Annotated in this window: 30 protein-coding genes; 17 read left to right on the forward strand and 13 right to left on the reverse strand. The window is 32.3% G+C overall.

What is annotated here, in order from left to right:
* Positions 1–71: 71 nt before the first annotated feature.
* On the forward strand, positions 72–956 hold the full coding sequence (locus DL91_RS01655) for a PfkB family carbohydrate kinase (RefSeq protein WP_048189966.1): 885 nt from the start codon (positions 72–74) through the stop codon (positions 954–956).
* A 142-nt stretch (positions 957–1,098) separates the two neighbouring features.
* The gene (locus DL91_RS01660) at positions 1,099–1,530 is read left to right on the forward strand and encodes a hypothetical protein (protein WP_048189967.1); all 432 of its coding nucleotides are present in this window, start codon (positions 1,099–1,101) and stop codon (positions 1,528–1,530) included.
* 131 nt (positions 1,531–1,661) lie between these two features.
* Here DL91_RS01660 and DL91_RS01665 read toward each other — a convergent pair whose 3' ends face one another.
* The 5 genes from DL91_RS01665 to DL91_RS01685 form a co-directional block, all read right to left on the reverse strand.
* A complete protein-coding gene (locus DL91_RS01665) occupies positions 1,662–1,844 on the reverse strand; it encodes a hypothetical protein (protein ID WP_048189968.1) in 183 nt (60 codons plus the stop codon).
* Between the two features lie 123 nt (positions 1,845–1,967).
* Positions 1,968–3,542, reverse strand: coding sequence for an ATP-binding protein (locus tag DL91_RS01670; RefSeq protein WP_048189969.1), 1,575 nt, complete (start codon positions 3,540–3,542; stop codon positions 1,968–1,970).
* Between the two features lie 93 nt (positions 3,543–3,635).
* A complete protein-coding gene (locus DL91_RS01675) occupies positions 3,636–4,316 on the reverse strand; it encodes a TIGR02253 family HAD-type hydrolase (protein ID WP_048189970.1) in 681 nt (226 codons plus the stop codon).
* Positions 4,317–4,522: 206 nt separating this feature from the next.
* The gene (locus DL91_RS01680) at positions 4,523–5,179 is read right to left on the reverse strand and encodes a DNA polymerase domain-containing protein (RefSeq protein ID WP_048189971.1); all 657 of its coding nucleotides are present in this window, start codon (positions 5,177–5,179) and stop codon (positions 4,523–4,525) included.
* Positions 5,160–5,540, reverse strand: a complete 381-nt coding sequence (locus DL91_RS01685; protein ID WP_048189972.1) for a 30S ribosomal protein S8e — start codon at positions 5,538–5,540, stop codon at positions 5,160–5,162. The genes DL91_RS01680 and DL91_RS01685 overlap by 20 nt, the downstream gene beginning before the upstream one ends.
* 398 nt (positions 5,541–5,938) lie before the next feature.
* Here DL91_RS01685 and DL91_RS01690 point away from each other — a divergent pair, with 398 nt between their 5' ends.
* The 3 genes from DL91_RS01690 to DL91_RS01700 all read left to right on the forward strand — a co-directional run bounded on the left by DL91_RS01690 (position 5,939) and on the right by DL91_RS01700 (position 8,189).
* Positions 5,939–6,268 carry a hypothetical protein gene (locus DL91_RS01690; protein ID WP_048189973.1) on the forward strand — a complete coding sequence of 110 codons (330 nt, stop codon included), beginning with the start codon at positions 5,939–5,941 and terminating at the stop codon, positions 6,266–6,268.
* A gap of 322 nt (positions 6,269–6,590) precedes the next feature.
* Positions 6,591–7,601 (forward strand): hydrogenase expression/formation protein HypE, encoded by a 1,011-nt coding sequence (hypE, locus tag DL91_RS01695; RefSeq protein WP_048189974.1) that lies wholly within the window; start codon positions 6,591–6,593, stop codon positions 7,599–7,601.
* Between the two features lie 177 nt (positions 7,602–7,778).
* The gene (locus tag DL91_RS01700; RefSeq protein WP_048189975.1) at positions 7,779–8,189 is read left to right on the forward strand and encodes an RDD family protein; all 411 of its coding nucleotides are present in this window, start codon (positions 7,779–7,781) and stop codon (positions 8,187–8,189) included.
* Positions 8,190–8,271: 82 nt separating this feature from the next.
* Here the strand turns inward: DL91_RS01700 and DL91_RS01705 are convergent, their stop codons facing one another.
* Both DL91_RS01705 and DL91_RS01710 read right to left on the reverse strand, forming a co-directional pair.
* Positions 8,272–8,931, reverse strand: coding sequence for an ABC transporter ATP-binding protein (locus tag DL91_RS01705; protein ID WP_048189976.1), 660 nt, complete (start codon positions 8,929–8,931; stop codon positions 8,272–8,274).
* Positions 8,924–9,589, reverse strand: a complete 666-nt coding sequence (locus DL91_RS01710) for an FtsX-like permease family protein (RefSeq protein WP_231551350.1) — start codon at positions 9,587–9,589, stop codon at positions 8,924–8,926. The genes DL91_RS01705 and DL91_RS01710 overlap by 8 nt, the downstream gene beginning before the upstream one ends.
* 183 nt (positions 9,590–9,772) lie before the next feature.
* Between DL91_RS01710 and DL91_RS01715 the strand changes: the two genes are divergently transcribed.
* The 6 genes from DL91_RS01715 to DL91_RS01740 all read left to right on the forward strand — a co-directional run bounded on the left by DL91_RS01715 (position 9,773) and on the right by DL91_RS01740 (position 15,307).
* On the forward strand, positions 9,773–10,423 hold the full coding sequence (locus DL91_RS01715; RefSeq protein WP_231551351.1) for a cobalt-precorrin-8 methylmutase: 651 nt from the start codon (positions 9,773–9,775) through the stop codon (positions 10,421–10,423).
* 4 nt (positions 10,424–10,427) lie between these two features.
* Positions 10,428–11,693, forward strand: coding sequence for a glutamate-1-semialdehyde 2,1-aminomutase (gene hemL / locus DL91_RS01720; protein ID WP_048189977.1), 1,266 nt, complete (start codon positions 10,428–10,430; stop codon positions 11,691–11,693).
* Between the two features lie 208 nt (positions 11,694–11,901).
* Positions 11,902–12,372 (forward strand): hypothetical protein, encoded by a 471-nt coding sequence (locus DL91_RS01725; RefSeq protein WP_048189978.1) that lies wholly within the window; start codon positions 11,902–11,904, stop codon positions 12,370–12,372.
* Between the two features lie 418 nt (positions 12,373–12,790).
* The gene (gene mtxX, locus DL91_RS01730; RefSeq protein ID WP_048192306.1) at positions 12,791–13,498 is read left to right on the forward strand and encodes a methanogenesis marker protein Mmp4/MtxX; all 708 of its coding nucleotides are present in this window, start codon (positions 12,791–12,793) and stop codon (positions 13,496–13,498) included.
* 191 nt (positions 13,499–13,689) lie between these two features.
* The gene (gene uppS / locus DL91_RS01735; RefSeq protein ID WP_048189979.1) at positions 13,690–14,457 is read left to right on the forward strand and encodes a polyprenyl diphosphate synthase; all 768 of its coding nucleotides are present in this window, start codon (positions 13,690–13,692) and stop codon (positions 14,455–14,457) included.
* A 91-nt stretch (positions 14,458–14,548) separates the two neighbouring features.
* Positions 14,549–15,307, forward strand: a complete 759-nt coding sequence (locus tag DL91_RS01740) for a YchF/TatD family DNA exonuclease (protein ID WP_048189980.1) — start codon at positions 14,549–14,551, stop codon at positions 15,305–15,307.
* Between the two features lie 32 nt (positions 15,308–15,339).
* Here DL91_RS01740 and DL91_RS01745 read toward each other — a convergent pair whose 3' ends face one another.
* On the reverse strand, positions 15,340–15,720 hold the full coding sequence (locus tag DL91_RS01745) for a carboxymuconolactone decarboxylase family protein (protein WP_048189981.1): 381 nt from the start codon (positions 15,718–15,720) through the stop codon (positions 15,340–15,342).
* Positions 15,721–16,117: 397 nt separating this feature from the next.
* On the opposite strand from DL91_RS01745, the gene DL91_RS01750 reads away from it, so the two are divergent.
* The 5 genes from DL91_RS01750 to DL91_RS01770 all read left to right on the forward strand — a co-directional run bounded on the left by DL91_RS01750 (position 16,118) and on the right by DL91_RS01770 (position 20,970).
* Positions 16,118–16,771, forward strand: a complete 654-nt coding sequence (locus DL91_RS01750; RefSeq protein ID WP_048189982.1) for a TetR/AcrR family transcriptional regulator — start codon at positions 16,118–16,120, stop codon at positions 16,769–16,771.
* Between the two features lie 41 nt (positions 16,772–16,812).
* Positions 16,813–17,499, forward strand: coding sequence for a DUF169 domain-containing protein (locus DL91_RS01755; RefSeq protein ID WP_048189983.1), 687 nt, complete (start codon positions 16,813–16,815; stop codon positions 17,497–17,499).
* A gap of 121 nt (positions 17,500–17,620) precedes the next feature.
* A complete protein-coding gene (locus DL91_RS01760) occupies positions 17,621–19,081 on the forward strand; it encodes an MDR family MFS transporter (protein WP_048189984.1) in 1,461 nt (486 codons plus the stop codon).
* 124 nt (positions 19,082–19,205) lie between these two features.
* On the forward strand, positions 19,206–20,027 hold the full coding sequence (dapB, locus tag DL91_RS01765; RefSeq protein ID WP_048189985.1) for a 4-hydroxy-tetrahydrodipicolinate reductase: 822 nt from the start codon (positions 19,206–19,208) through the stop codon (positions 20,025–20,027).
* A 271-nt stretch (positions 20,028–20,298) separates the two neighbouring features.
* Positions 20,299–20,970: a 2,5-diamino-6-(ribosylamino)-4(3H)-pyrimidinone 5'-phosphate reductase gene (locus DL91_RS01770; protein ID WP_048189986.1), complete on the forward strand. Its 672-nt coding sequence runs from the start codon at positions 20,299–20,301 to the stop codon at positions 20,968–20,970.
* A gap of 9 nt (positions 20,971–20,979) precedes the next feature.
* Here DL91_RS01770 and DL91_RS13770 read toward each other — a convergent pair whose 3' ends face one another.
* The gene (locus DL91_RS13770) at positions 20,980–21,135 is read right to left on the reverse strand and encodes a hypothetical protein (protein ID WP_197050576.1); all 156 of its coding nucleotides are present in this window, start codon (positions 21,133–21,135) and stop codon (positions 20,980–20,982) included.
* Between the two features lie 27 nt (positions 21,136–21,162).
* On the reverse strand, positions 21,163–21,831 hold the full coding sequence (locus tag DL91_RS01775) for a histidinol phosphate phosphatase domain-containing protein (protein WP_048189987.1): 669 nt from the start codon (positions 21,829–21,831) through the stop codon (positions 21,163–21,165).
* A gap of 567 nt (positions 21,832–22,398) precedes the next feature.
* On the opposite strand from DL91_RS01775, the gene DL91_RS01780 reads away from it, so the two are divergent.
* Positions 22,399–23,292 (forward strand): pantoate kinase, encoded by an 894-nt coding sequence (locus DL91_RS01780; RefSeq protein WP_048189988.1) that lies wholly within the window; start codon positions 22,399–22,401, stop codon positions 23,290–23,292.
* A 5-nt stretch (positions 23,293–23,297) separates the two neighbouring features.
* On the opposite strand, the gene DL91_RS01785 is transcribed toward DL91_RS01780, so the two are convergent.
* Genes DL91_RS01785 through DL91_RS01795 form a run of 3 tightly spaced genes read right to left on the reverse strand, consistent with a single transcriptional unit; the run spans position 23,298 to position 25,835 of the window.
* Entirely contained in the window at positions 23,298–24,098 is an 801-nt protein-coding gene (locus DL91_RS01785; protein ID WP_048189989.1) for a MarR family transcriptional regulator, read from the reverse strand.
* A gap of 18 nt (positions 24,099–24,116) precedes the next feature.
* A complete protein-coding gene (gene recJ, locus DL91_RS01790; protein ID WP_048189990.1) occupies positions 24,117–25,517 on the reverse strand; it encodes a single-stranded-DNA-specific exonuclease RecJ in 1,401 nt (466 codons plus the stop codon).
* A gap of 42 nt (positions 25,518–25,559) precedes the next feature.
* Entirely contained in the window at positions 25,560–25,835 is a 276-nt protein-coding gene (locus tag DL91_RS01795) for a signal recognition particle protein Srp19 (protein ID WP_048189991.1), read from the reverse strand.
* Positions 25,836–25,855 lie beyond the last annotated feature (20 nt).

Raw genomic sequence — 25,855 nt, forward strand, 5'->3', positions numbered from 1 at the left:
GATTTATTCAATGCTTATTGAATAAAGAAATTACTAATATAATTATAAGATAGAAATCCAAAGTGTATATCATGCCAAAATTTATTATAATAGGCCCTTTAACAAGGGACACAATTTCAAGAGATGGTTTGGTATATCACTCCACAGGAGGTGCAGTATACTATCAAGCATCAGTACTTTCAAATCTTGATGTGGATGTAACTGCGGTTATCACACTTTCACGTGAGGATGAAGAACTTTTAAATGCATTTCCTCAAAATGTGGATATAATCCCCCTGTTTTTTGATAAGACAATGAAATTTGAGAATATATATCCTAATCATAATCCTAATCACAGGATACAGAGGGCAACTGTGCCAGAAAATCCGGTTAAACCGGAAAATCTTCCAGATGATATTGAATCCTACGACGCTGTTCTTTTATGTCCACTTTCTCCTTCAGATATCCCTATTGAAACAATAGAACACATATTCCATTATAACGTGCCCATTTACATGGGTGCACAAGGATATTTGAGACAGTTGAACGATCATCGAGTTATTTTAAAGCCATGGAACAACTTTGAGAAATTTTTGAGATTTGTTCAAATGATTTTCATGGACGAAGTTGAAGCAAAAGTTATGACTGGAAATCATAAATTGGACAAAATAGGTAACGAACTTTCAACTTTCGGCCCCCAAGATGTAATAATCACCTGTGGAGATAGAGGTGCTTTAATTTACTCATCCATTTCTGAGCACACCTATAAAATCCCTGCTTTTACCCCTATGCAAACCATGGATCCAACAGGTCTAGGTGATACATACATGGCTGCCTATGCAAGAAAAAGAATGGAAACATCAGACCCAGAAACATGTGGAATATTTGCTTCAATGGTTTCTACAATGAAACTGGAAAAAATCGGTCCATTCCAAGGAAACATTACAATGGTCAATGAACGACTCCGAAAATTCTGAAATAAACCTAAAATAAATATTTAATAACGACCTAGATTTTGTTTTGAAAAGGAAATGCATACTAGAATTAATTATAAATTTTAATATAAGTATAATAATAGAATGTAGATATTAAATACCAGAATCTAAGGAGAGAATAAATATGATTGAAGAAATTGAGGAAAGGATAGATGATAATTTTCATAGAGATTTATGGAAGTCCCGTGGAGAGAAACTAGTAAAATGTGAAAAAATCTTCCATAAACCTGCAATAGATGAAACAGGGCCTTCAGAACAAATTATTTTAACCTTTGAAGATACTGATCAGATAGACATAGAAAATACATATAAAGTAAGTATCATTGCTAACAACATGGAGTTTGGTGTATGTGACAGTTTCAATAATCCAATGGGCATAGAATCCATAATAGGTAAGAGACTGTTAGACTATGGTGAAGTGCACTTTGATACTTTCAATGCAGATACAGGGGCTGTACAAAGGGCAACACTGATTTTTGAAGAAGATTATGAAATAAATGTTGATGGTTATAATTTATTGATAGAAAAACATCAGCAGAATGAGAATATTCTATAAATTTTAAAATACTACAATATTCATAAATTTTTTAGATTACCAAATAGAAAACATCTGTAATGTCAATAATCCAAAATTAAGTATTTTTCTTTACTAATATAATTACTAATTCTACCTTAAAAATAAATTTATTACCCCAGAAGGAATGGGAGTATTAAGAATGGAAGTAGTCCTCCTGCAAAAAATATAACTATCCCGGCTATGGTGTATGGGGTTTTCCTGTCCATTATACCCATACAAAGGAGCAGAACACTTATTACTGCCATAATAGGCGGAATTATATGTGAAAATAATAATACAGATGAGTTTGCCATTTGATCACTTCTTAAATATTTTATTTATATAATATTTTTAGGAATAATGTAACATTGATATTATCCTTTGTTCACTTAAACTTAATCTTTGAATAATTATAATCTATCCATTTTACTACTAAATTATTTATTTTGTAATTGTAGATTTTCATGGATTTCCAGCAGTGAACTTCGGAGTTCTTTATCAGATTCAGCAATTAAATCGATTCTATCCACATTAATATTCCTTTGATGTAGGAATCCAACAAGTTGTACTGGTGTTATATTATCATCCAAATCTAGAATTATGGCATCTGATTCATGAGTAATTTTAATTGTACCAAATTCTGTCAATGCATCTAGGGTTTCCTGAACTTGGGAAGTTTTAATACGGAATGAACGTGTTTTTCTTGTAATCTGTGCAATGTCAATATTCATTCTTTGAAGCACTATCAAAATATGTCTTTCAAGAGAACCTTCCAATACATCTATGTCAATTATATCTTTTCCTCTGTTAATTCGCACTGCCTGACATATCTGTGCTACATCCCGTGCATGCGCAAATGTGGGTTTTAATCCTTCTCCACCATCATTGATGCTCGAATAAACATTCATGAATCGTTCAAAAATATTTTCATTGTATTTTTCTTCCAGATAATCAAGGTTCATTTTAAAAACCTCTGCAACTTCGATAATATCTGGATTTTTAAGGAAGATATGTAAAGGTGCCCTTCTTAGATGTGCTTCATCCATTATACTAATATCCAAGTTGGTTGAGAAAGCAGGTATGAAGTTACAGTGTACAATTACAGGAATACCTCTTACATAAACAACGTCCTTTTTATTTTCCATAGGAACTATAAGCCTATTTAAAATGAGTTCAGGGTCGTCTCTCTGTCTACCAAGATCATCTATTAGAAGTATGCCACCATTTGCCTTTATTATTGGTGATGTTTCATAAACTCCCTTGTTAACATTATAATTGGTCTCGAGTTTGTTTAAACTGAGTTCGGCTCCAGTTAAAACAAATGGGGCATGAATTTTAACCCATCTTGGGTCTTCCGGTTGTTCCGGGCACATACTATGAAAATCAGGATCATAAATTTGTATAATTTTTCCACCAAATTCAACGAACTTTGGAATCACAACAGGAGGTAGTAGATCAGACATTTTACCTGTGAGAAATGTTTTACCGGTTCCAGGAGGTCCATATATGAATATTCCCTTTCCTATGATACAAGATTCAATAAGGGATTCTTTAGCATAGTCAACACCAATTACATCTTTAAATGTTGTTTTAACAACATCTGGCGTTATTTCAATTGGGTATCTTCCCTTTAGTTGAGCATCCATTATTTGGTAATAATCTTCGTAGCTTACAGGTGCAACACCAATATAAGGATTTTCTTCAGAAATTCCCGTGGCTTTCTCACGACCCTTTTTTGATATACTATACTGAACACTTGAAAATAAAAAACTACCACTGACAGGAGCGCATAAACCTTCTTTTTCAAGATTGCTAAGACATTTTTCCAATATATCCCAGTGAATACATGTGATATCATTTATGGTACTGGTTTTCACAGTTCCGTAACTTGTTATAATCTTTAAAATCAAGTCATTAACAAATGGTTCTGATAGTTGAATATCTTCAATAGTTTTTGGCTGTTTAAGGATTTCAAATATGGTTTCCATTTTAGAATCATGATAATAGTTCATTCAAACCCCACCTAAATTTACCCCAATTTATATTAACCTAAATTTATCATTACAATTTATAATACTATCCAATTATCATCTAGGTATAAATTATTACATTATATCCTTAATTTTGCCAATATCTGATATTATGTCCATTTTAATACTGGATTTCTTAATATACTTTTTTTCTGATTCTTTTAATTCTTGAGTTAAATATACTGCGGACATACCGGCGTTTATAGCACCTTGTATATCATCACTAAAACTATTACCTATCATAACTGAATTCTCAGCTTTACATCCCATTCTATCCATTGCAAGTTCAAATATGGCAATATCTGGTTTTTCAACCCCTGCTTCTTGGGAGGTTACCACGGAATCAAAGAAATGATGCAAACCAAGTCTAACAAGTTTTTCATATTGTTTAATAGTTAAACCATTTGATATAACTCCAAGACGGTATCCTTGTGCCTTTAAATGAATAAGTGTGGACATTGTGTCGGGGAAAAGCCTCAAAAGAGCAAATTTGACGTTATGATAAGTGATCATTCCAATAGCAATTAATAAGGGGTTTTCTTCCCCAAAAACCCTTTTTGTAAGAACATTCAGATGTTTATCATAGTTTGAACCTTTTTCTTTAATGATTTCCCTTAATAGAATGTAAGCGTCATCATTTGATAATGGTAGTCCTGCATCTATCATTGCATTTAATGCTGCTTTTCTAGCTAGTTTTGCAAATCCTGATGTGTCGTAAAGTGTATCATCTATATCAAAAAAAACAGCTTTAATCATTTTTGGCACCGTATATTATGGAAAAATTGAGTATAGAATTAAATAAATAATGAAAATAGGATAAATTAGAATAATATGAATTTTGATTACAATCCGAAGATTTTCCCCGATTATTTAAAGGATTCGTGTAAAAAAATAATTTTAACAAAATTATCCCTCTTAGTTATAAATATTGTAATGGAATTTTACTATAAAATTATATTCAACTAAAAAAATGCATCCAAGCTGCTTTGTTTTTCTTTGTGCATTATATCCTCTTTTGAGTAACCAATTGCCTCAATAATCCTAGAAACTGCCGGAAGAACCTGGTTTTCTATATAGTAAGTTGAATCGTAGTTAACAACATCAACATCTTCCAGTGGAATTGCTCGTTTACTAATGGGTTCTTTTCCCCTTACAATCACGTAACGTATTATTGCACCCCTAGAAACATTTCTTCCATTTGCAATGGATTTTTTAGCTGCTAAAACATGGGGAGCCATTTGAACATATTCTTCGGGATTTTTGGTGAGCTGTGTGTGTATAACAAGATCTTCAAGCGGAATTTTACCCTCTTTTATCTCTTCAACTATAGCTCTAATAATTTTTGTGGCCTTTTGTGGGGAAGCATCTTCAAGAATGGCTCTTAAAACTTTTTCCTGAGTTTTTTTGGCAACTGGAGCCCAGTCACGTCTGACTAACTCTAACCCCTTAACCACTATATTTTTATTTTCTATGAGGGCATATCTTTTTTTGGTAACGAAGAAACCCCTCTCATAGAAACCTTCATATTCGAGTTCCATTCCTTCAGGGAGTTTTTTATTAACATCCCCTAGGAACTCATCAACTTTTTCTAAAATTTCTTCATTCAACAAGCACACCATTTATCATACCGTGCTGACCTGGCCTTGAAGTAACTTTAACTTTACCTAGGCTCGTATCTACAACAGCTCCTTTAGTTATAATATTACGCCTTACAAAGTGAGTGTTCGCTGTATTCTCAACTACTGTCATGATTTCTGCAACTTGTACTTTGTTTGTTTTCGGGTCAACAACGTTGATATTTTTGTCATTTGCTAACCTGACTTTCTCGTTACCGCCCTTTGTTCTGATTATCTTGATTTTACGGTCACCTATTTTGGTGTCTGCTGGATCTCTTCCAAATTCCATGTTTCTTTTATTTCTGTTGGTCTTTGCACGTGCACCACTCGGTTTTCTTAATGATTTTCCTTGCCAAATTGCCATTATTTCACCTCTAAAGCTTAAAATGTAATGTATTACATATTCATGAAAATTTCAATTAAATATGATTTTGAAACTTAAAATATTCTTAAATATGGATTTACCTAAAAAATCTTTCTAGGAAAGACTTCATTTGTAGATCACACTATATTAATATTATTAATTTCGACACCATGAACAATTTAAATTAAAATATTTCTTGAATTTTCTATTGATTCATGGTTTATTGATAAAGACTTAAAAATATGTTGTTTAAAAGGGTGCAAAAAAGATTAATTTAAAAAACTTATTAAACATTCTTATCTAATAGAATTCAAAATAGGATTGACATTTAATTAATAAAAAATGAGTTAAATATTCAGAATATTTATTTTTATATTTAAAAGAATTGGAAGATTAAAATGGCTAAAAAAATAGAAAATAACAAGAAAAATGGATGGCAAGAGGTTAAAGATCCAGAAGATGAAATTTGGAGACCCGAAGCAATAGGTGAAGAAATTAGTGGTAAATATATAAGAAGGGAAGATGATGTGGGGATTTATCACAGCACCAAATATACTTTAGATACAAGAAATGGAGAAAAAGAGGTATTTGGGTCAACTGTATTGGACAATAAATTCAAGGACATACCAATAGGTTATGAGGTTAAAATAATATATATGGGTGAAAAACCAAGTACGCCTCCAAAAAAGCCTTTTAAATTATTTCAGGTTTTTAAAAGACAAGTTTGATGAATATATGGGTTATAATTATTTATTAAATTAAGATAATACATTTTTTTTTTAATGGGTTGGGAATATAGTATCATAGTTTTTATATGGGATGATCTAATAACACAATAAGAACTTTTCATATTCAAGTAAATTGAAATTTATTATTTAATTGTAAGCACAATTATCTAATTCAATTCGCATGAGGAATATAGTAATCACACGTTTAGATATCCTAAATAAAAAAATTTGTTAGTTTAGGAATATTTTCAGATTTAGGTGTAGGTAATATACAGCATCTTAACTATAACACATTTAAAAAAAGAGGAGAATGGTGAATCTTATGAAAATAGGCATGTCACATGGAGCTGGTGGTGGGGTCATGCAGGGTCTCATATCAGAAATAATACTTGGAAATCTTAAAAATAAAAGAGTTAATGGTGGAGTTGGACTTGAAGATCTCGATGATGGAGCTACAATACCATTTGATGATTATGAAATTGTTGTGAGCACAGACAGCCACACAGTTGATCCAATATTCTTCCCTGGAGGAGATATTGGAACCATATCCATAGCAGGTACTGTTAATGATGTTTCTGTTATGGGTGCAAAACCTCTTGCAATTGCAAATGCAATGGTTATAAGCGAGGGATTTTCTGGTGAAGATTTTGAAAGGATTATCAAGTCAATGGACAAAGTTTGTAGAGAAACGGGTGTGGCCATAATAACTGGTGATACTAAGGTAATGGAACATGATAAACTCGATAAGATAATTATATCCACCACAGGGATAGGTATTGTTAAAAAAGGAGAAGTTATAAGGGATTCTGGCCTTAAAATGGGGGATAAAATAATTCTCACAGGAAGTGTTGGAGATCATGGAATATCTCTCATGTCCTACAGAGAAGGATTTGGTTTTGAAACAGACCTTAAATCCGATGTAGCACCTGTTTGGGATATGGTTGAGGCTGCTCTTAAAGTCGGTGGAGTAAATGCCATGAAAGATCCTACAAGGGGTGGAATTGCCAATGCACTCAACGAACTTGCTTCAAAATCTGGTGTGGGGATGCTGATAGAAGAGGAAAAGATTCCTTTAAAGGATGCTGTTGTAGCTGCTTCTGAAATGTTAGGAATCGACCCATACGAAGTAGCAAACGAGGGTAAAGTTATCATGGGAGTTGAAGCAGATAAGGCAGATGAAATATTAGCTGCAATTAAAAACACCAAGTATGGTAAGGATGCCCAGATCATAGGTGAAGTTACAGACCATGCTCATGTAATTATTGAAACTCTTCTAGGTGGTAAAAGAATACTTGAAGCTCCAATTGCTGATCCAGTACCTAGGGTATGCTAAGAAATTTATAAATTTAAGAAAAAAAGAAATTTGATTGGATATTGTTGTATTGCAACAATATTTATAAATAAAGAGCATGAAATGAGAATTAAAGTAATCTAATTCAAATAAATATCAAAATTATTGAATATATATGATTACATAAAAAGAAATTACAGATTTTAACGAGTGATAAATATGGAGAACTTTTGGGGTCGACGTTTTGCAGCTTTATTGGTAGATATAGTTATAGTAACACTTTTATTATGGATAATAAGTTCTTTAATATTCCTGTTAATGGCGGGACTTGGGATTTTCTCTGTTCTAAATTATTGGATTTTTATTGGGGCAATTTTAATAATAGTCTATTTCACATACATGGAGGGTAAAACCAGTACGACCCTTGGTAAAAGATTATTCAAATTAAAAGTAAAGGCTAAAGGTGGAGATATGAATTATAAAACAGCTTTTATCAGAAACCTATCTAAAATACTATGGGTTCCACTCATTGTAGATGTGATACTTGGATTTATATTTGTAGATTCAAATGACAGAATTCTTGACAAAGTTTCAGGAACCTGTGTTGTGAATGTTGAGGAACAGGGTTAAAAAATTATTATTCCTACAAAATAATACGTAAAAAACCAATAAACCCTAAAATATTTTTCAATTCTTTTTTTAAAATAAATATTTATTGGACAAATGTTCCGTCGGCAATCTCAACAAGATTACCTCCCCATTTTGGGATATTTCTGTTATTGGTTGTTACAATCACTGTCAAATCTTCTGTTCTGTTAAGTTCTTGAAGAATTTTTATAAATTTTTCGCTGTCTGCAGTGTGAAGATCTCCTGTAGGTTCATCTGCAAGTATTATTGAATGATTATTTACCATAGCACGTGCTAAACTAACTCTTCGCCCTTCTTCAATGGACATTTCCTTTGGAAGTTTCTTGTGGTCACTGAAGCCTACTTTCTCCAGTAGTTTCTTGGCAAGTTTTTTATCTGAATGAAGCATAGGCAGGGTTATATTTTCAAGGGCGTTTAATGTGGGTATCAAGTTTGAACCTTGGAATAAAAATCCAATCTCATCCCTAATCGCAATATTTCTCTTTTTTTGAGCAAGTTTCCCACTGTTTTCGCCTTTTATCCATACTTTTCCCATGGTGGGTTGTTCTAATAGTCCAATTACTCTTATCAAAGTTGATTTACCCGAACCAGATGGTCCATATATTATATTGAAAGAACCCTCTTCAACTGAATAGTTTATATTAGCTAACGAGTGGATAACATGTTCCCCATTTTTATAAATCTTCCACACATCTTCGAGCATTACAATATTATTTTCATTCATTATTCAATGCCTCCACAACATGCCTCTCAGATGCAAACCATGCAGGGAATAAACCTAAAACCATGCTTAATATGGTTGTAATTGTGATAACTACTATAATTAGCCATAACGGGATTAATATTGATATTGGGATTCCAATAATGTTTGCTAACAATGTCAATCCTAATGCTCCAATTATAACAGCTGCAACTGATCCTAACAATCCTAAAAGACCAGCTTCAAGTGATAAACTTATAATAAGTTGCGTTTTTGAAAAACCAAGAGTTTTTAATATTCCGATTTCTCTTTTTCTTTCATTTAAATTAAAACCCATTGTGTTTATAATGTCTAAAATTCCAACTAGAAATACAAGGCTTGCAATACCATCTAAAATGTAAACAAGGTTATTGATTAACACTTGTATTTTAGTTACCAGTACAGAATGGCTTAAATTGGTTCCCAACATTGAATTTACTTGATCAGTAATAGAAGTAACAATTGATTGAGAACCATTTCCATTGGTAAATGAATTGGCTTGTTTTAGAAAGGTGTTTAAACCTAACCCAGAACTTACCAAAAACAATAGAATAACAACTCCTAAAGTAATTCTTAAAATAGCGAAGCTATTTCTTAACTTGTTTCTACGAAGATTTTTTAAGGATAGTTTGTAGATATCCATGTACCATAATATCATATCATGTTTTATTAAAATTTATTCCAACTAAAAAAAAATTCTTTAAGTATTCTAATCAAATAAATTATTCAAATTATGTGATTTCATATACTGAAATTCATATAGATGAATAATTCCATGAATTAATATAATAACCCCTTAGTAAGATTAATTATTTGAGTAGGTATCATGAGTAAAAGAGATTCAAAAGCAACCATGTTCATGGGAGCATCAACAAAACAGGGCTATGAAATTGCTGAAAAAAGCAGGGAAATAGTTAGATCCCTTATAGCTGATAAAACCAAGGAATTGTCTAATGAAGAGAGATCAATTGTTGAACGTATTGTACACTCAACAGCAGATCCCGAGTATGCAGATATTACCAAGATGAGCAAAGACTTTGTTAGAGCTAGTAGGAATTCCATCGAAAATAAAAAGGATATTTTAACCGATATTAACATGGTTAAAACAGGGATAAACAAATATCCTGGTGAAGTCAATTGTTACATTAAAGATGAAAGAACTGTCAAAATAGCAAAGGAATATAACATAACACGTGCAGCAGCTGCAATAAGAGTTGCTGCAGAAAATGATTTTAATGGGATAGCTGTAGTTGGAAATGCCCCAACTGCATTATTAGAAATATTAAATTTATTTAATAAAGGAAAAATTAATGTCTGTTCGGTTATTGGTGTTCCTGTAGGATTTGTAGCTGCTGCTGAATCAAAAAAGGCCCTAGAACAAACAGAAATTCCTTATTTAGTAACAGAGGGTCCTAAGGGAGGAACACCAGTTGCTGTTGCAGCTGTTAATTCTCTTATTAATCTTAAAAAGGAGTGAAAAAATGAAGTCTGAGGAACTTTTTAATGAATCTAAAAAATTTTTACCAGGTGGTGTTGACTCTCCTGTGAGGGCCTACAAACCTTATCCATTCTTTGCAGAGAGGGCAAAGGGATCTAAAATCATAGATGTAGATGGAAAAACCTATATTGATTACTGCCTTGCATATGGACCAATGGTGCTCGGCCATGCAAATCCTGATGTGATGGCAGATGTCATACTACAGCTTAAAAATGGTTCTGCATATGGTGTACCAACAGAAAAAGAAATTGAACTTGCAAAAATGGTTGTTAAAAAAGTTCCCTGTGCAGATATGGTAAGATTTGTGAATTCTGGAACAGAAGCTACAATGAGTGCAATTCGACTTGCTAGGGCAGCTACCACTAGAAATAAGATAGTGAAATTTGAGGGATCATATCATGGGGCACATGATTATGTTCTTGTAAAATCAGGCTCTGGAGCAATGGGATTACCAGATTCTCCTGGAGTTCCAGAAGAAACAACTAAAAATACCATATTAGTACCATTCAATGATGAAGATGTACTTCTGGACCTTGTAAAAGATCATGGTGATTCAATTGCAGCCATAATCATTGAACCTATCATGGGAAATATTGGATTTATACCGCCAAAAAAAGGCTATCTTGAATTTTTAAGGAAGTTAACATCTGAAAATGATATTATCTTAATTTTCGACGAGGTTATTACAGGTTTCAGAATTGCAGAAGGAGGTGCCCAGGAATACTTTGGAGTAACACCAGATCTTGTTACATTTGGTAAGATACTTGGTGGAGGATTTCCAATAGGTGCACTTGCAGGTAAAAAAGAGTTAATGGAAATGATAGCTCCTTCTGGAAATGTTTATCAAGCAGGAACATTTAATGGTAACCCTATTTCTGTTACTGCTGGCTTAACAACTTTAAAACAGCTTAATCATAGTTTCTATTCCGAAATGAATTTAAAAGGAGAGAAGTTAAGGGATGGAATAAGGGATGTTTTGGTTGAAAATGATCTGAACTATCAAGTTGCTGGTTTAAGTTCCATGTTTCAGGTTTATCTCACTGAAAAGGAAGTCTGGAACTATGAAGATGCAAAAACTGCGCAAATTGATAAATTCACACATTACTTCCAAACACTTCTTAATAATGGTGTTTTTATACCTCCTGCCCAGTTTGAATGTTGTTTCCTGTCACTGATGCATAGTGATGATGATATCCAAAACACCCTGGAAATCATTGATAAAGGAATGAAAACAATTAAAAATCTCTAGAAGAAATTTACTTCTAGAATACCTATTTTTTTAGTTTAACTCTATCTTTTTCTATTTTTTTTAAATTAAACACATGATTTTCAAAATATGAAAATAATATTGCTAATAGTAAAATTTATATACTAAAACTTTTAACTTTTAATGTAAATCAATTAAATGATTAAATAATTTCAATATTTATTAAAATTTTGAACTAAATGGTGTTTTCTTGATAAAAAAAAGTAAAATTTTGATCTTCTTTCTTATTCTATTGATAGGAATTTTTGAAATCAATATAGTCGTGATGAATGATGATATGGTTACAGCAACATCAAGGGGTAATCTGAATAACACAAGGAATGTAAAGATTAATATTGATGAAAAAGCGGTACAATCAAAATTCCAGGAAATAAAGGATATTCCTTACAACCAAAAATCCATGAACTGTAAAAATAAATCTGAAATGTTTGCGGACTATCTCATACAGATAGGTGCAAAGAATATATATGTGGTGGTTATTGAACATAAATCTAGAAAATACTCCCATGAAGTTGTTGAATGGAATGGACATATCTATGATGCATGTAATAACAATGAATTGAGTTATCGAATATCCAAAGATGAATATTTGAAAAAATTAAATGGAATAGGATTCAATGGAATTACAGTCTATTACCCACATGTACATCATGATTCATAAAGGAAGACCATACCAAATGTTTTTTTTATTTTAAACTATATTTTATTACAATCAACGAGAATTGATTATTTCTACAACAGGGTTTAATATTGAACAAAAAAATAACTGTTATTATAGATTAATGAAAATTAAATCTAAACAATAAATCAGTTACTAATCATAATTGAAATTTCTACATTTTATACTCCTTATTTAGGGATTATTTCATGAATTACTAAGGTAAAATTAATTGTAATAAATATACTACCAAATTATACGAATATGCAATCAAAATCCATGTGAATATAACTATAATCTTGAAAATACATAGGAATTAATAATCTCATATAATATAAAATTCTAGTTAGTATAGATAAATTGATTAATAGTTCAAAAAATAGTTAATGATAATATATTGAAACTGGGATCAAATGATAGGATGAAGATTGTTGCAGGTGTTGGCAAAAATAAAAAGGTTATTGAAGCAATTGAGAATGTGAATTTTGAAGTTTTAAAAACAGAATCCGAGGAGGAACTTGTTAAACTACTTTTTAATGGTCATGCAGACGCAGCAATTAGGGGATCACTGAGTACCTCGAAAATAATGATCAAATTGAGGGAAAAATATCCAAAAATAGCTAGAGCTTCTTATATAGATTTAAAAGGTCAGAAATTCCTTTTAGCACCAGTTGGTATAGACGAAGGTGATGATATAAAACAAAAATTACTCATTGCCGAGAAAGGATCCCAATTCTTAACATCAATTGGTATAAAACCAAAATTAGGAATATTATCTGGTGGACGGCCCCAAGATTACGATAGAAGCACGAAAATAGATGATTCATTGGAAGATGGAGAACTTTTAACTTCATTGATCAATAAAGAATCTATTGATGCCAAACATTACTTCATACTCATTGAGGATGCAATTAAAGAAGGTGCAAATTTAATTATTGCACCAGATGGAATATGTGGAAATTTAATATTCAGAACCCTAGTCCTTTTAGGTAATGGAAAAAGCCATGGGGCAGTAACATTGGGAATGAAAGAAATATATGTAGATACATCACGCTCACAAGATGTGGAAGGATACAAAAATGCCTTGAAATTTGCATATTATCTTGCAAATTTAAAGAAACAAATTTGACTGTTTAATTGAATTAAACAATAAAAATGGGGTTTCATTAACTATAAAGTATTTCTTCCTATATCTATAAAAAAACTAAAATTACATTTATACTATTCAGTACAATATAAAATCTAAATAATAAATATCCAACTTAATTTTGATGAGCATAATATTTTCATAGGATATAAATGAAACAAAAGGAGTTGAAAATGTCAGTTTTAAAACCTGTTTATAAAGTTTATGAATGGTATATATCCAGAAATCTCACACGTGAAAACCTTCCAAAACATGTTGCAATAATAATGGATGGTAATAGAAGATTTTCAAAGATCCAGGGGAATATTGACACTATAGAAGGTCACAAAAGAGGAATAGGCACTCTTGAAAAATTCCTAGACTGGTGTGTTGATCTTGAAATAGAAATAGTTACTGTGTATGCTTTCTCAATTGAGAACTTTAATAGGCCTGAAAATGAAGTCAGGGGCCTCATGAATCTATTTAAGGAAAATTTCGAGGGAATAGCACAGAACGAAAAGATCCACAAAAATAAGGTTAGAATAAAGGCTGTTGGCAAAAGAGAACTTCTTCCTGAAGATGTGAGAAAGGCAATTGAAATAGCAGAAGAATCAACAGCTTCCTACGATAAAAGGCTCGTTAATATAGCAATAGGATATGATGGCCGTTTAGAAATAGTAGATGCTATAAAACAGATTGTTAATGAAGTTGAAGATGGTAAAGTATCCATAGAAGATATAGACGAGAGAATGGTCAATGAAAATTTATACACTGCAGGTCTTGAAGATCCAAACCTGATTATAAGAACCAGTGGAGAAGAAAGATTAAGTGGGTTCTTGTTATGGCAGTCATCGTACTCTGAACTTTATTTCTGTGATAGTTTATGGCCAGAACTACGAAAAGTAGATTTTTTAAGGGCATTAAGATCCTATCAACAGAGAGAAAGACGTTTTGGAATTTAGTATAAGATATGATCATAAATCTTGAGTTAATCCAAAAAAAATAAAAATATCCTAAATTTAAACTTTTTTCAATACTAACTGGTGAATATTTATGATTGATACCCATTGTCATGTTGATTTTAAGGAATACAATAAGAACAGAAATGAAGTAATGGAACGAGCAAAAAATAAGCTTAATGCAATAATAAACTCTGGAGCTAGTTTGGGGGGTAATCGAAGAACATTAAAGCTTCAAGAAGATTACAGTGGATTTTTATATTCAACCCTTGGATTTCACCCGTCAAAAACTTCAAAAGCAGATTCATCAATAATTAAACAGGCATTAAACGAGATAGAGGATAATATAGATCTTGCAGTTGGAATAGGCGAAACAGGCCTGGATTATCATGAAGTAACCGATGTTAACCATAGAAAAAAACAAGAAAAAATATTTGGAATTTTTATTGAAATGGCAGAGGAATATGAACTTCCACTAGTAATCCATGCAAGGGCTGCTGAGAAGAAAGCTCTTGCAATGGTGAAAAAGACATCATCACTTAAAGACGTTGTTTTTCACTGTTATGGGGGAGATATGGAAACAGCTGAGCTTATTGTTGAAGAAGGATACTTTCTGTCTCTTTCTACCATAGTATGTTTTTCAGATCACCATAAAAAACTTGCAAAGGAAATCCCAATTTCAAATTTATTAACCGAAACAGACAGCCCCTATCTATCACCATTTAAGGGAATTAGGAATGAACCTGCATTTGTTGAGGAAGCTATTAAAGTAATAGCGGGAAAAAAAGATTTAACCCCTGCTAAAGTTGGTAAAATAACGGAAAAAAGTGCTAAAAAAATATTTAATATTTGATTGAATATTTTGGGAATATTAATAAATAAATATCATTTTTTTCCATCTATTTCATTAAATACTTCTTTTGCAATGTTTATCCCATTTATTGCCCGAGGAAATCCTGCATAAACTGCCATTTGAATAATTACTTCAATAACTTCTTGTCTGTTGCATCCAACATTCAGAGCACCTTTTATATGATCTTTGAGTTCTGGTTTTGTATCACCTATTGCTGTGAGGGCTGCAATAGTTGCGATCTCCCTGGATTTCAGGTCAAGACCAGGGCGTTCATAAACATCCCCATATGGAAATTCAATAACGAAACGTCCAAGATCAGGTGCTATATCCTTTAAGTTTTCCATAAGGGCTTTGCTTGCCTCTGGATGTATTTTTTCAAGATTCTTTAAACCCTTACTGTATCTGTCTACCAAATTCAAACCTCCTAATAATACACTTAATTTTTATATACTTGATTCAATTTCAGATATTATAAAGTGTTAAATCCAAGAAATTTATTTTACAAGCTTTACACCTTAAATCTCCATTTTTTTATAGGTGTTTCAATTATTCTGATATCAATTTCATTAACTGATTTTTTATATTCTTTGGTTTTCTTTTTCTTATTTCTATTTAACTAAAAATAAACTTTCAGGAATAAGTAAATCATTTTTTTTGTAAGAAATTTTTCTATATCATATTAAAAATTATATTTTGGACCAAAAACTTTATATAATCTAAATAACTACTATTCATATACCTGACTCAGAGTCATATACAAAATTCTTAGTCATAGATAAGATCTAAATTCATTATTGATAGGTGAAAAGTATGTCACTTGGAAAATGGAAAGAAAGAGAAAGAGAACAACGTCGAAATGATATTATTAATGCAGCTAGAAAATTGTTTGTTGATAGAGACTTTGATGAAGTCTCAATGGATGAAATAGCAGAAAATATTGGTCTTGGTAAAAGTACACTTTATCTTTATTTTAAAAATAAAGAAGCATTGTACTTTGCCATAGAATTACGTGGTATACAAATTTGGGTTGAAATGGTTAAAGAGGAAGTAAAAAAAGGAAAAACTGGTTTAGAAAAGTTAATATTATACATAAATGCAACCAGGGAGTTTTCTAAGAAATATCCTAATTGTTTAAGGATGTTGTATTCTCCTACAAATAATAAAAAACAATTTGATATGAATAAACTGAACAGTAGTGAAGAATTTCAAGAAGTAAGGGGATTATTTAAAGAATTAATGTTCATAGGAATAGATTCAATACAAACAGGTAAAAATGATGGTGAAATCAGACCAGATGTGGATCCTGTGGAAGCAACTGTCCTCCTATCGGTGATCATCAATGGTATGGTGAATATGGGGAGTTGGAGTAAAGAAATATTGGAAAGCAAGGGAATTAATGAACAGAAATTTACCAATGATACAGGAGATCTATTCCTTCATATGTTGTCAGAAAATATTAAATAAGTAAGAATAGAGCAAAAAATGCAATAATAGAGGTGTTAAATATGGATTATAATGAATTTGGGGAAAAATTGAATGAATTTCTAAAATTGGAAAATGAACCAGTGGCCATAAAATGGTCTGTAAAAGAGCCAAAAAATGTTGAAAAGGAAGAAGAAAAATCAAGTTTTTGCACAAAACTTATGAAAGCCATGAAAGGCGAAATGTTCTATTCAACTGCTGAGGAAGAGGGATGTATGGGTAGTGCAAGATATTCTGGACTTAAGGACATACGTGAATACTCTGCAAATGTACAAAGCGGTGCATTTATGGTTCCAAAAGGATTATATAAGGATATTCCTGCAGTGCAACGTTCAAGGAAAGATGAAACATACATAAATCCTGGAATTTTTAATGCAGTCGTTTTCGCTCCCTTAAATAAGGCAGAATTTGAACCAGATGTGATATTTATGATATGTAATGCGAAACAGGGAATGGAAATACTACATGCAAATGCTTATGATTCTGGAGAACATGGACTAGGTGCTGACGCAGTTCCGATATGCAGTTCAATGGCTGCAACTCCTTATATGACTGGAAAAGTCACTTATGGATTCGGCGACGTTGCTGCAAGGAAAAATATGGATCTCGATCAAGAAGATATTATGATTAGTATTCCTGGAAGTGACTTGTCCCGTATAGTTTCTAATTTAGGAGAAATGCGAACTAAAATGTTCTTTAAGGAAGAATGATTTTTCAATAATTATTATATTTTTTTAGTAAATCATGTAATTAAAAATAAATTTAAACCCTTAAATGAATCGCTAAAAATATTAAGCGTATTATCTATAACTAGGCCACAAGAGTGAAATTATGAATTATGAAAGCCAATATGACCTAACTAAAGATCAGATAAACATGATTATGGCTGGATTGATGGTTGGGCTCCTTGTAGCTGCATTTGATTATTCAATCATGGCAACAGCTATGCCTAAGGTTATTAATAGTCTACATGGTATGGAATATTATGTATGGCCATTTACATCTTATATGTTGTCTTCAACCATCGCAATAATCCTTTTTGGTAAATTATCGGATATTTACGGTAGGAAACATATTTTGATTGCAGGGATCATCACATTTGTTATAACTTCAGTCATGTGTGGTTTTGCAACCAATATGTTTCAATTGATCCTATTTAGAGGACTTCAGGGAATTGGTGGAGGAATTTTAATATCCCTACCATTTATAGTGGTTGGAGAAATTTTCAGCCCCAGAGAAAGGGCCAAATATATGGGGATACTCGCATCAGTGTTTGGTCTTGCAGACGTTTTGGGGCCAATTATTGGTGGTGTAATTACAGATTCCTTCGGTTGGGGATGGGTGTTTTTTATAAATGTTCCAGTTGGGATCGCTGCAATAACCATGATTCTTTATTCGCTTCCAAACTTTAAATTGCCAGATGTTAAAAAAGTCATTGATTATTCGGGGATCATCACCTTTACATTAGCTTTAAGCACAATTTTCCTTGCAATAACACTTGCAGGAGATATAAATAAATATCCGTTAGATGAGATAGCTGTACTCATTTTATTTTCAATATTCATGTTTGCATTGGCTGAGAAAAAAGCAGTAGAACCTATTTTGCCTTTAAATCTTTTTAAAAATTCAATATTTAATGTATCATCATTAGAAAGTTTTATAGCAAGTGCATTGATGTTTAGTGGGATAATTTATGTCCCATTATTTGCACAAGGCGTTTTAGGTATGAGTGCTACAAATTCTGGACTTATAATGATTCCTATGTTTTTAAGTCTTACAATAACCTCAATAATCACTGGACAAATCATATCAAGGACAGGAAAATATAAAAAGCTTGTCATTGTTGAATTTGTTATAACAGGAATAGGAGTTATGCTTCTTGCTACAATGAATGTGAATACACCATATTATCTGTTATTAGCATATTCAACTGTCCTTGGTATTGGTTCGGGAATGGCTTATAACATATTCAATGTAGCAGTGCAGAATGCATTTACCCTTCGAGAAATAGGTATTGTAACAGCTTCTATGCGGTTTTTCAGAAATGTAGGCACTATAGTATTCGTTCCAATATTTGGATATATAATGAATTTCACTTTAGGAAGTTCAACCGCAGTTACATTTAGTAAAACTCAAGCTTTGGTACTTTCTATCCAGAATATTTTCATCGTAGCTATTTTATTATCATTTGTAGGGCTGGTTGTTGCGTTCTTCCTTAAAGAAATACCTTTAGGGGATATGCTTATAACTCAAGAAGAAGTTAGTGAAGGACAGCTAGAAAAAGCGAAATAACTTCTTTTTATTTAATTTTATTCCTCATAGTCATTTATTAAAATATAATTCATTAATATTAATAAAATGACTTAAATAATTGTAAATCAGGATTTATTTAAATTTATAAATGGAGATTGATAAAATGATTAGAGTAGCTGTAACAGGCGCAGGTGGAAGAATGGCTTCCAAAATTATTAAATCCATACTTAAACAGGAAGATATGAAAGTAGTTGCAGCTGTAGGGACACCAAATACTCCTTTTGAAGGAAAGGATATTGGTGAAGTAATAGGTGTAGGAATGATTGATGTTCAAGTAAAGGGTGCCCAGAAACTTGCTGAAGTTTTAAAGGAAAAGAAACCAGATGTTCTGGTTGATTTTACTAAAGCAAATGCAGCTGTGGATACAATCAAAACTTCTGCAGATTGTGATGTTAATGTAGTTGTAGGTACAACTGGATTTTCAGAAGAGCAAATGGATGAAATAAAAAGATCTATCGAAGGAAATAAGATAAAAGCAGTTATCGCTCCAAACATGGCAGTAGGTGTGAATGCGTTCTTTAAAATCATTGAAGACCTTGCAAAGATTCTTAATGATTATGATATTGAAATAATAGAAGCTCATCATAAAAATAAAGTGGATGCCCCTTCAGGAACTGCTGTTAAAACTTATGAAATTATAGCTGAGGCACTTAGAAAAAATAAAGATGAAACTTACGTCTATGGTAGGCAAGGAATTGTAGGTGCACGAACTTCTGGAGAAATAGGAATGCATGCAGTTCGTGGAGGGGATATCGTTGGAGATCATACCGTACTTTTTGCCGGCGAAGGAGAGCGAATTGAAATTGTCCATAGAGCACATAGCAGACAAGTATTTGTAACGGGAGTAATTAAATCAGTAAGATATGTTGTTGGAGCTTCTGAAGGAAAAATAAGTGACATGGGAGATGTTCTAGGTATAAAATAAAATGAAGATGCTTTTTTTTTAACTTTAATAATTTATATAAAATAAGTTAAATTATGAGTAAAAAAATCAGCTTAGAGTCTGATAATTTATCTTATCTATTTTTAAATAGTGGCATTATGATTTTGATATAATTTAAAGAGTTTAGCTAATTATGATTAAAATCATATTTTCAACAAACCTATATGTAATATCATTAAATTTACCTCAGTAGTAAATAAAGATAATAAACAATATACTTACAAATTCAAAAATACTGTGTTGTGGATACCAAATGACAACAGAAAACATTAAAAAACCATATGTAATTCTGAACTGTGCAATGACCCTTGATGGGAAAATAGCAACTAAAACAGGCAGTTCTGAGATATCGGGTAAAATGGATCTATTGCGGGTTCATGAACTTCGTAAAAAAGTTGATGCTATAATGGTGGGGATAAATACTGTGTTAGCCGATGATCCAAAACTCACAGTTCATAAAATTCAGGCAAGTCCAGAAGATAATCCATTGAGAGTTGTTATTGACAGCAAGGCTAGAACACCGCTCTTTTCAAGGGTTTTAAATTCGGATGCTCCAACAATAATTGCAGTTTCAGAGATTGCTGATTCTGAAAAAATTGAAAAGTTGGGTGAAAAAGCAGAAGTAATTGTTTGCGGCAAGAATCATGTTGATCTTGATTTACTAATGGAAAAACTTGCTTTAAAAGGTGTTAAAACACTTATGTTAGAGGGAGGATCAACTCTAAATTACTCAATGATAATTGGAGATCTTGTATCTGAAGTTCGTGTTTGCATAGCTCCAATGATAGCAGGGGGAAAGGAAGCTAAAACACTTGCAGATGGTGATGGAGTCCAATACATGAAGGATGCTGTAAAACTCAAATTAAAAAAAAGTTACAATTTGGAAGAAGACCTAATTTTAGAATATCAAGTTATCTCCCAATAAATTAATTTGCTAAGGTTTTTTCATTATCATATAAACTCCAATTGCGGCTAAACCAATTGCAACTAACCAGATTAAAATATCAAAGAACTGGGGTATTGCATATTTTACAACAACTATTAAAAGTGCAACAATTATATAACATATTCCGAGTATTGTATTGTTCATAAATCCACCTCATATCTTTCTAAAGATCTACTTTAACAAACCTTTTTTTCTTAGAATCCTCTCAGGATTATCTTTTAAAGCTTTTTTTATCTCTTTATCATGTAATCCTGCACCTAGACCTATTTTATAAGCCATTTCATAGGATATAAGATCTCCAGGCATATGTGTATCTGTGTTAATAACCAGATCTGCCCCTACATCAATTGCCAGCTTTGCAACATGTCCATTTCCAAGACAATGCCCTCTTCTGGAACTTATTTCTAGAGCAATACCATTTTCCTTGGCAACTTCTACTTCTTCAACTGTTATAAGGCCAGGATGTGCGAGGATATCTACTTCGGGACAGTTAACTGCACTCCAGTTAGTTCCTTCAATCACAGGTTCAACAATTGTTTCACCATGTACAACAACAATTTCTGCACCAAACTTCCTTGCTTGATGGGCAAGTTTATCAATAATTTCGGCAGGTGCATGGGTTATTTCTGCTCCTGGAATAATTTCTATGTCCCAGTTGTCCCTTATGTCTATAACTGCATTTATTACTTTACCAACACACTCAATATTAGATGCATCAACATGGTCTGTTATTGCAACAGCACTGTGATTTAATACCTGAGCACGTCGTGCTATTTCTGATGGTAAAAGTTCACCATCGCTGAATATACTGTGTGTGTGGAGATCTATTCTTTTTTTAATATGGAATCCTCCATTACCTCTATTTGATTATTTATGGGTTATTCTTTTCAGTCGAAAAGGTTAACACATTTTTCTCATGTTTGAATAGGATCTTCATGATATACTAAACTTTTGATTATTCTTTCATAAAATTATATCTAACAATTCTAAACTTATTTGTACAATACATGAATCTCACATAAAACATTATTTTATTATTTAAAAAGTTAAAGTCAGTAATAATGTGATCATTTGAATATGCACTTCCATTAGATTTCAACACCAACATCTTTCTTTCTTTTCAATTTGAAATATTTAAAATTAATTAGAAATAAGGGATATCTGAATTTAAGAACAGTTTGTAGTTTGAATAAAAAAGCTAATGAGAATTATTAATGCTTAGATAAATATTAAACTGTTAATTACTTTTCAAACCAATAGTCAAGTATATTTTCAGTTCAAAATTACCTTAATTACTTTAATAAAACTATATGTCTTGTTGGAGACTTGAGTTTTTCCTGGAGCAAGTAATATCCCTATAAAAAAGAATAAAGGTATCCAATTCATAACTATATTATAGTGATAAAAATGAAATGTTCTATTTTCGCACCATCTCATATAACCGGATTTTTTGAAATAATTGATAATCAAAACCCATTAAAGAGAGGATCCTGTGGTGCAGGTGTAGCAATGGATAAGGGTGTAATTACCAATCTTAAAATATTTGATACGAATTCCTCAGATAGTTTAAAGACTAGTGTAACCATTAATGGAGAGGAAGATGTTAGAAATACTACCATAACCTTTAAAATAATTGAGATTATGGAAAGGGAATTTAATATTAGTAAACTCGTTGAGGAAAAGTCAATCAGTATTGATCATGTATTAGAAGTACCCATAGGTGCAGGATTTGGAACCTCAGCAGCATGTGCACTTGGAACTGCCCTTTCAATAGCAAAGATTCTTGAATTAGATATAACCTATAATAAAGCCACAAGCATAGCTCATCTTGCAGAAATTGAAATGGAAAGCGGATTGGGGGATGTGATTGCCGAGGTAAATGGAGGTATCACATTAAGAATAAAAGAAGGAGCTCCAGGATTTGGCGTAACAGACAAAATGATATTAAAAAAGGATTTATATGTAATATGCAAGAGTTTAGGGGGTATTGAAACATCAGAAATAATCGGTGATCCAATCCACAAAAAAAGAATCAACAACACAGGCAGAAACATGTTAAGCATGTTATTAAAAAATCCTGTTCCCGAATTTTTCCTTAAACTATCAAATAAATTTGCAATGGAAACAGGACTTCTTAGTACTGAAGTATCCGACATTATAAATATTCTTCAAGAAGAAAGTATGGGTGCATCAATGGCAATGCTTGGAAATACAGCATTTGCACTATCTGAAACACCAGATACAACTCTTGATAACGTTATAATTTCTAAAATTGATTCTTATGGATGTAGATTCCTTTGAATCCATTATTTTTGAAATTCTTCCGATGAAACATTTTCTATACTATATCTCAATCCTTCATGTTCTAATTTTTTTGTCAAACTCTTACTCATTTTTCCAACAGCAAATACCAACACATTAAGTCCCCTTTTTGCAGCTGCAACAGTTGCATATGGAGTTGCGAATTCAAAATCAGTTTGGATTCCAATTTTGTTTGTCACAGCTCTTGAAACTGTGCCCATGATTCCAATCCTATCAAATCCACGTGCATAAATTTCTTCGATCTCTCCCATGTTGCATGCCCTGGACCCTCCTTCGTTAATGGTTGGAACCTGTATTATAACCACATGTCCGGGTTGGAGTTTAATTGTACCTCCAAGTTTAATAAGGGCAACATCATCCCCCTTAGAAGCTGAATTTAAAACTTCAGCATAGGCAGATTTTTTTTCTTTTCCAGCATATAATGTGCCTTTATCCATTTCTAACCATACTGTTTCACCAGTTTTCATATTTTCCCTGGCTAATGCCGGCCATACTGATTTATAAGTATTCATGGTATCCAGTACATTATCTGCATATTTTCTAAGGTTTACAGCTTCATTTTTAACCTTTTCAATGCCTCGTTTGGTTATCTTATATCTGGCATTACCCATACCTGTTTCAACGAAGCCATCATCAACAAGACTCTTTATATTTTCTGAAACAGCCTGCACAGTAATATCAAGCTTTTTAGCTATGTCCTTCTGTCTTAAATGGGGTTGTTCTCTTGCTATCTCTGCTAGTATTTGGAATCTTGTGAGTTCGCCCTTTTTCTTGAAAACCTTCATGGTTTACTCCCCACTTATTTAAATCAATCCTTTCAAACTTTCATCAAAGAGGTTCAAAAATTTATCGGTACTGCCCTCAGGTATATACGCTCCACAGGCAACAGAATGTCCCCCTCCTGTCCCACCAACTTTCTTTGCAACCTTTCTAATTAAATTTCCAAAGTGTATACCATTGTATGCAAGTAATCTTGAACATCGTAATGAAACTTTTATTCCTTCCTTGTCTTCTCCAATTGGTGTAAAACCTATAATTGGTTTTCTCCAATCACCATAACTTAATATCATGCCTGCTATGGTTCCGATTACTTCACTCTTTATTTCACTTCCTTCAAAGTACTGTATATTGTTGAGGGGGATTATTCTGTCGTCTCCCCTTATCCAATTCATTTTTTGAGCAAGGTAACGACGGTGTCCGAGAGCAAGATGTTCCATTTCATCAAGTCCCGCACCTCTGTCTCCTTTTAATACGTTTAATGCAACTTTATGGTGGTTATGTCTTCCACACGCATTAACAGCAGTTGAGAATTCACTAGCATCCCTAAGTGGGGAATATTTTTCTTCTTCTAAAAACTCATACGAATCTCCAGATATTAATTTTGGTACGTATTTAACATATTTGGAAGGAACTTCCAAACTCAACATACGGACCAGCTCAGAAAATAGCCTACCCTTTTCTTCAACACTCAAATCACATAATGATCTGTGTTTTCTACCATTTTTAGTTGGAATATCAAGTTTATTTAAAAGAAGAAGGCATTCTGTTTTATTATTGGTTATGGGTAGATTCACATCTCCAAAATAGGATAATGCAACAAATATTGGTCGGGTTTGTCTTCCGTAGATTGCAAGATCGTTTTTTGATTCAACCAATTGATGTTTTATGCTTTCATTGAGTATACCATGGTTTAAACCCACCATCTTTCCATTAAAACTGTTTTGCATATCTCCAACAGCACTTAAAACACCCATCCAGCTTAGATCTTGAAATCCAAATGTTCTTGCAAGGAGATAGCTCATTCCTCCACCAGAAATTTCATAGGATCCATCAATATTATGGAAATGTGGATTTAATTCTACTAGTTCTCCATTCATTGAATGTCCAATCTTCCTGATTGGTGGATGATGGTCAAGGATCAGGGTTTTTGATGCTGAGGTACAAAATTCGGTCAGATCTTGTCCAGATCCAAGATCAGAAAATATTGTAACTTCATTTTCTGCTTTAAGATCGTCTATCTTATCAAGACTAATAAATTCTATTTCATGATCCTTTTCAAGTCTATCAAGCATTGAAGACAATATAGCACCTGCTGTAACACCATCACAGTCTATATGGGTATATATTTTAATGTCTTCGGATTTCTTAATCAATTCATGTGCTTTATTAAAGGATAAGTTCATTGAATTATCAGATTCAAGCATGTTAACTCCGTTCTAGGGTATTAAAAATATTTTATTATAAAGTTATTTTGATCGGGTTCCCTTAATCATATTACTTATTTTGATCAGGATTTCCTTTTTGGGCATTGTCTTATCCACTGTAACTCTCCCTGAGATTTCCCACCAGGATCTAGAATATGATTTATTTTTATCTACTTCAGGATTTAAACCAAGCTTTTCAGCTGCCTTTGAAATTTCTCGAATCTTAGGAGAACTTACAGCATGTTCTATTGAAATTTTTCTTCCTTCATGTTTAGTTTTCTTTGAATCAATGTAAACTGGCCAAATTATTGCTTTCATAATAAAACTCACCTGAAATA

This window comes from Methanobacterium sp. SMA-27 (genome assembly GCF_000744455.1).
In the GTDB taxonomy this organism is placed as follows: domain Archaea; phylum Methanobacteriota; class Methanobacteria; order Methanobacteriales; family Methanobacteriaceae; genus Methanobacterium_B.

What these genes read in the sequence shown, in the direction of transcription:
- uppS (WP_048189979.1), top strand. Translation starts at nt 13,690, where the DNA reads ATGTCAGTTTTAAAACCTGTTTATAAAGTTTATGAATGGTATATATCC.
- DL91_RS01750 (WP_048189982.1), top strand. Translation starts at nt 16,118, where the DNA reads ATGTCACTTGGAAAATGGAAAGAAAGAGAAAGAGAACAACGTCGAAAT.
- DL91_RS01760 (WP_048189984.1), top strand. Translation starts at nt 17,621, where the DNA reads ATGAATTATGAAAGCCAATATGACCTAACTAAAGATCAGATAAACATG.
- DL91_RS01680 (WP_048189971.1), bottom strand. Translation starts at nt 5,179, where the DNA reads ATGGTGTGCTTGTTGAATGAAGAAATTTTAGAAAAAGTTGATGAGTTC.
- DL91_RS01690 (WP_048189973.1), top strand. Translation starts at nt 5,939, where the DNA reads ATGGCTAAAAAAATAGAAAATAACAAGAAAAATGGATGGCAAGAGGTT.
- DL91_RS01685 (WP_048189972.1), bottom strand. Translation starts at nt 5,540, where the DNA reads ATGGCAATTTGGCAAGGAAAATCATTAAGAAAACCGAGTGGTGCACGT.
- DL91_RS13770 (WP_197050576.1), bottom strand. Translation starts at nt 21,135, where the DNA reads ATGAACAATACAATACTCGGAATATGTTATATAATTGTTGCACTTTTA.
- DL91_RS01700 (WP_048189975.1), top strand. Translation starts at nt 7,779, where the DNA reads ATGGAGAACTTTTGGGGTCGACGTTTTGCAGCTTTATTGGTAGATATA.
- DL91_RS01795 (WP_048189991.1), bottom strand. Translation starts at nt 25,835, where the DNA reads ATGAAAGCAATAATTTGGCCAGTTTACATTGATTCAAAGAAAACTAAA.
- hemL (WP_048189977.1), top strand. Translation starts at nt 10,428, where the DNA reads ATGAAGTCTGAGGAACTTTTTAATGAATCTAAAAAATTTTTACCAGGT.
- DL91_RS01755 (WP_048189983.1), top strand. Translation starts at nt 16,813, where the DNA reads ATGGATTATAATGAATTTGGGGAAAAATTGAATGAATTTCTAAAATTG.
- DL91_RS01660 (WP_048189967.1), top strand. Translation starts at nt 1,099, where the DNA reads ATGATTGAAGAAATTGAGGAAAGGATAGATGATAATTTTCATAGAGAT.
- recJ (WP_048189990.1), bottom strand. Translation starts at nt 25,517, where the DNA reads ATGCTTGAATCTGATAATTCAATGAACTTATCCTTTAATAAAGCACAT.
- dapB (WP_048189985.1), top strand. Translation starts at nt 19,206, where the DNA reads ATGATTAGAGTAGCTGTAACAGGCGCAGGTGGAAGAATGGCTTCCAAA.
- hypE (WP_048189974.1), top strand. Translation starts at nt 6,591, where the DNA reads ATGAAAATAGGCATGTCACATGGAGCTGGTGGTGGGGTCATGCAGGGT.
- mtxX (WP_048192306.1), top strand. Translation starts at nt 12,791, where the DNA reads ATGAAGATTGTTGCAGGTGTTGGCAAAAATAAAAAGGTTATTGAAGCA.
- DL91_RS01715 (WP_231551351.1), top strand. Translation starts at nt 9,773, where the DNA reads ATGAGTAAAAGAGATTCAAAAGCAACCATGTTCATGGGAGCATCAACA.
- DL91_RS01705 (WP_048189976.1), bottom strand. Translation starts at nt 8,931, where the DNA reads ATGAATGAAAATAATATTGTAATGCTCGAAGATGTGTGGAAGATTTAT.
- DL91_RS01710 (WP_231551350.1), bottom strand. Translation starts at nt 9,589, where the DNA reads ATGGATATCTACAAACTATCCTTAAAAAATCTTCGTAGAAACAAGTTA.
- DL91_RS01655 (WP_048189966.1), top strand. Translation starts at nt 72, where the DNA reads ATGCCAAAATTTATTATAATAGGCCCTTTAACAAGGGACACAATTTCA.
- DL91_RS01785 (WP_048189989.1), bottom strand. Translation starts at nt 24,098, where the DNA reads ATGAAGGTTTTCAAGAAAAAGGGCGAACTCACAAGATTCCAAATACTA.
- DL91_RS01665 (WP_048189968.1), bottom strand. Translation starts at nt 1,844, where the DNA reads ATGGCAAACTCATCTGTATTATTATTTTCACATATAATTCCGCCTATT.
- DL91_RS01740 (WP_048189980.1), top strand. Translation starts at nt 14,549, where the DNA reads ATGATTGATACCCATTGTCATGTTGATTTTAAGGAATACAATAAGAAC.
- DL91_RS01670 (WP_048189969.1), bottom strand. Translation starts at nt 3,542, where the DNA reads ATGAACTATTATCATGATTCTAAAATGGAAACCATATTTGAAATCCTT.
- DL91_RS01780 (WP_048189988.1), top strand. Translation starts at nt 22,399, where the DNA reads ATGAAATGTTCTATTTTCGCACCATCTCATATAACCGGATTTTTTGAA.
- DL91_RS01675 (WP_048189970.1), bottom strand. Translation starts at nt 4,316, where the DNA reads ATGATTAAAGCTGTTTTTTTTGATATAGATGATACACTTTACGACACA.
- DL91_RS01770 (WP_048189986.1), top strand. Translation starts at nt 20,299, where the DNA reads ATGACAACAGAAAACATTAAAAAACCATATGTAATTCTGAACTGTGCA.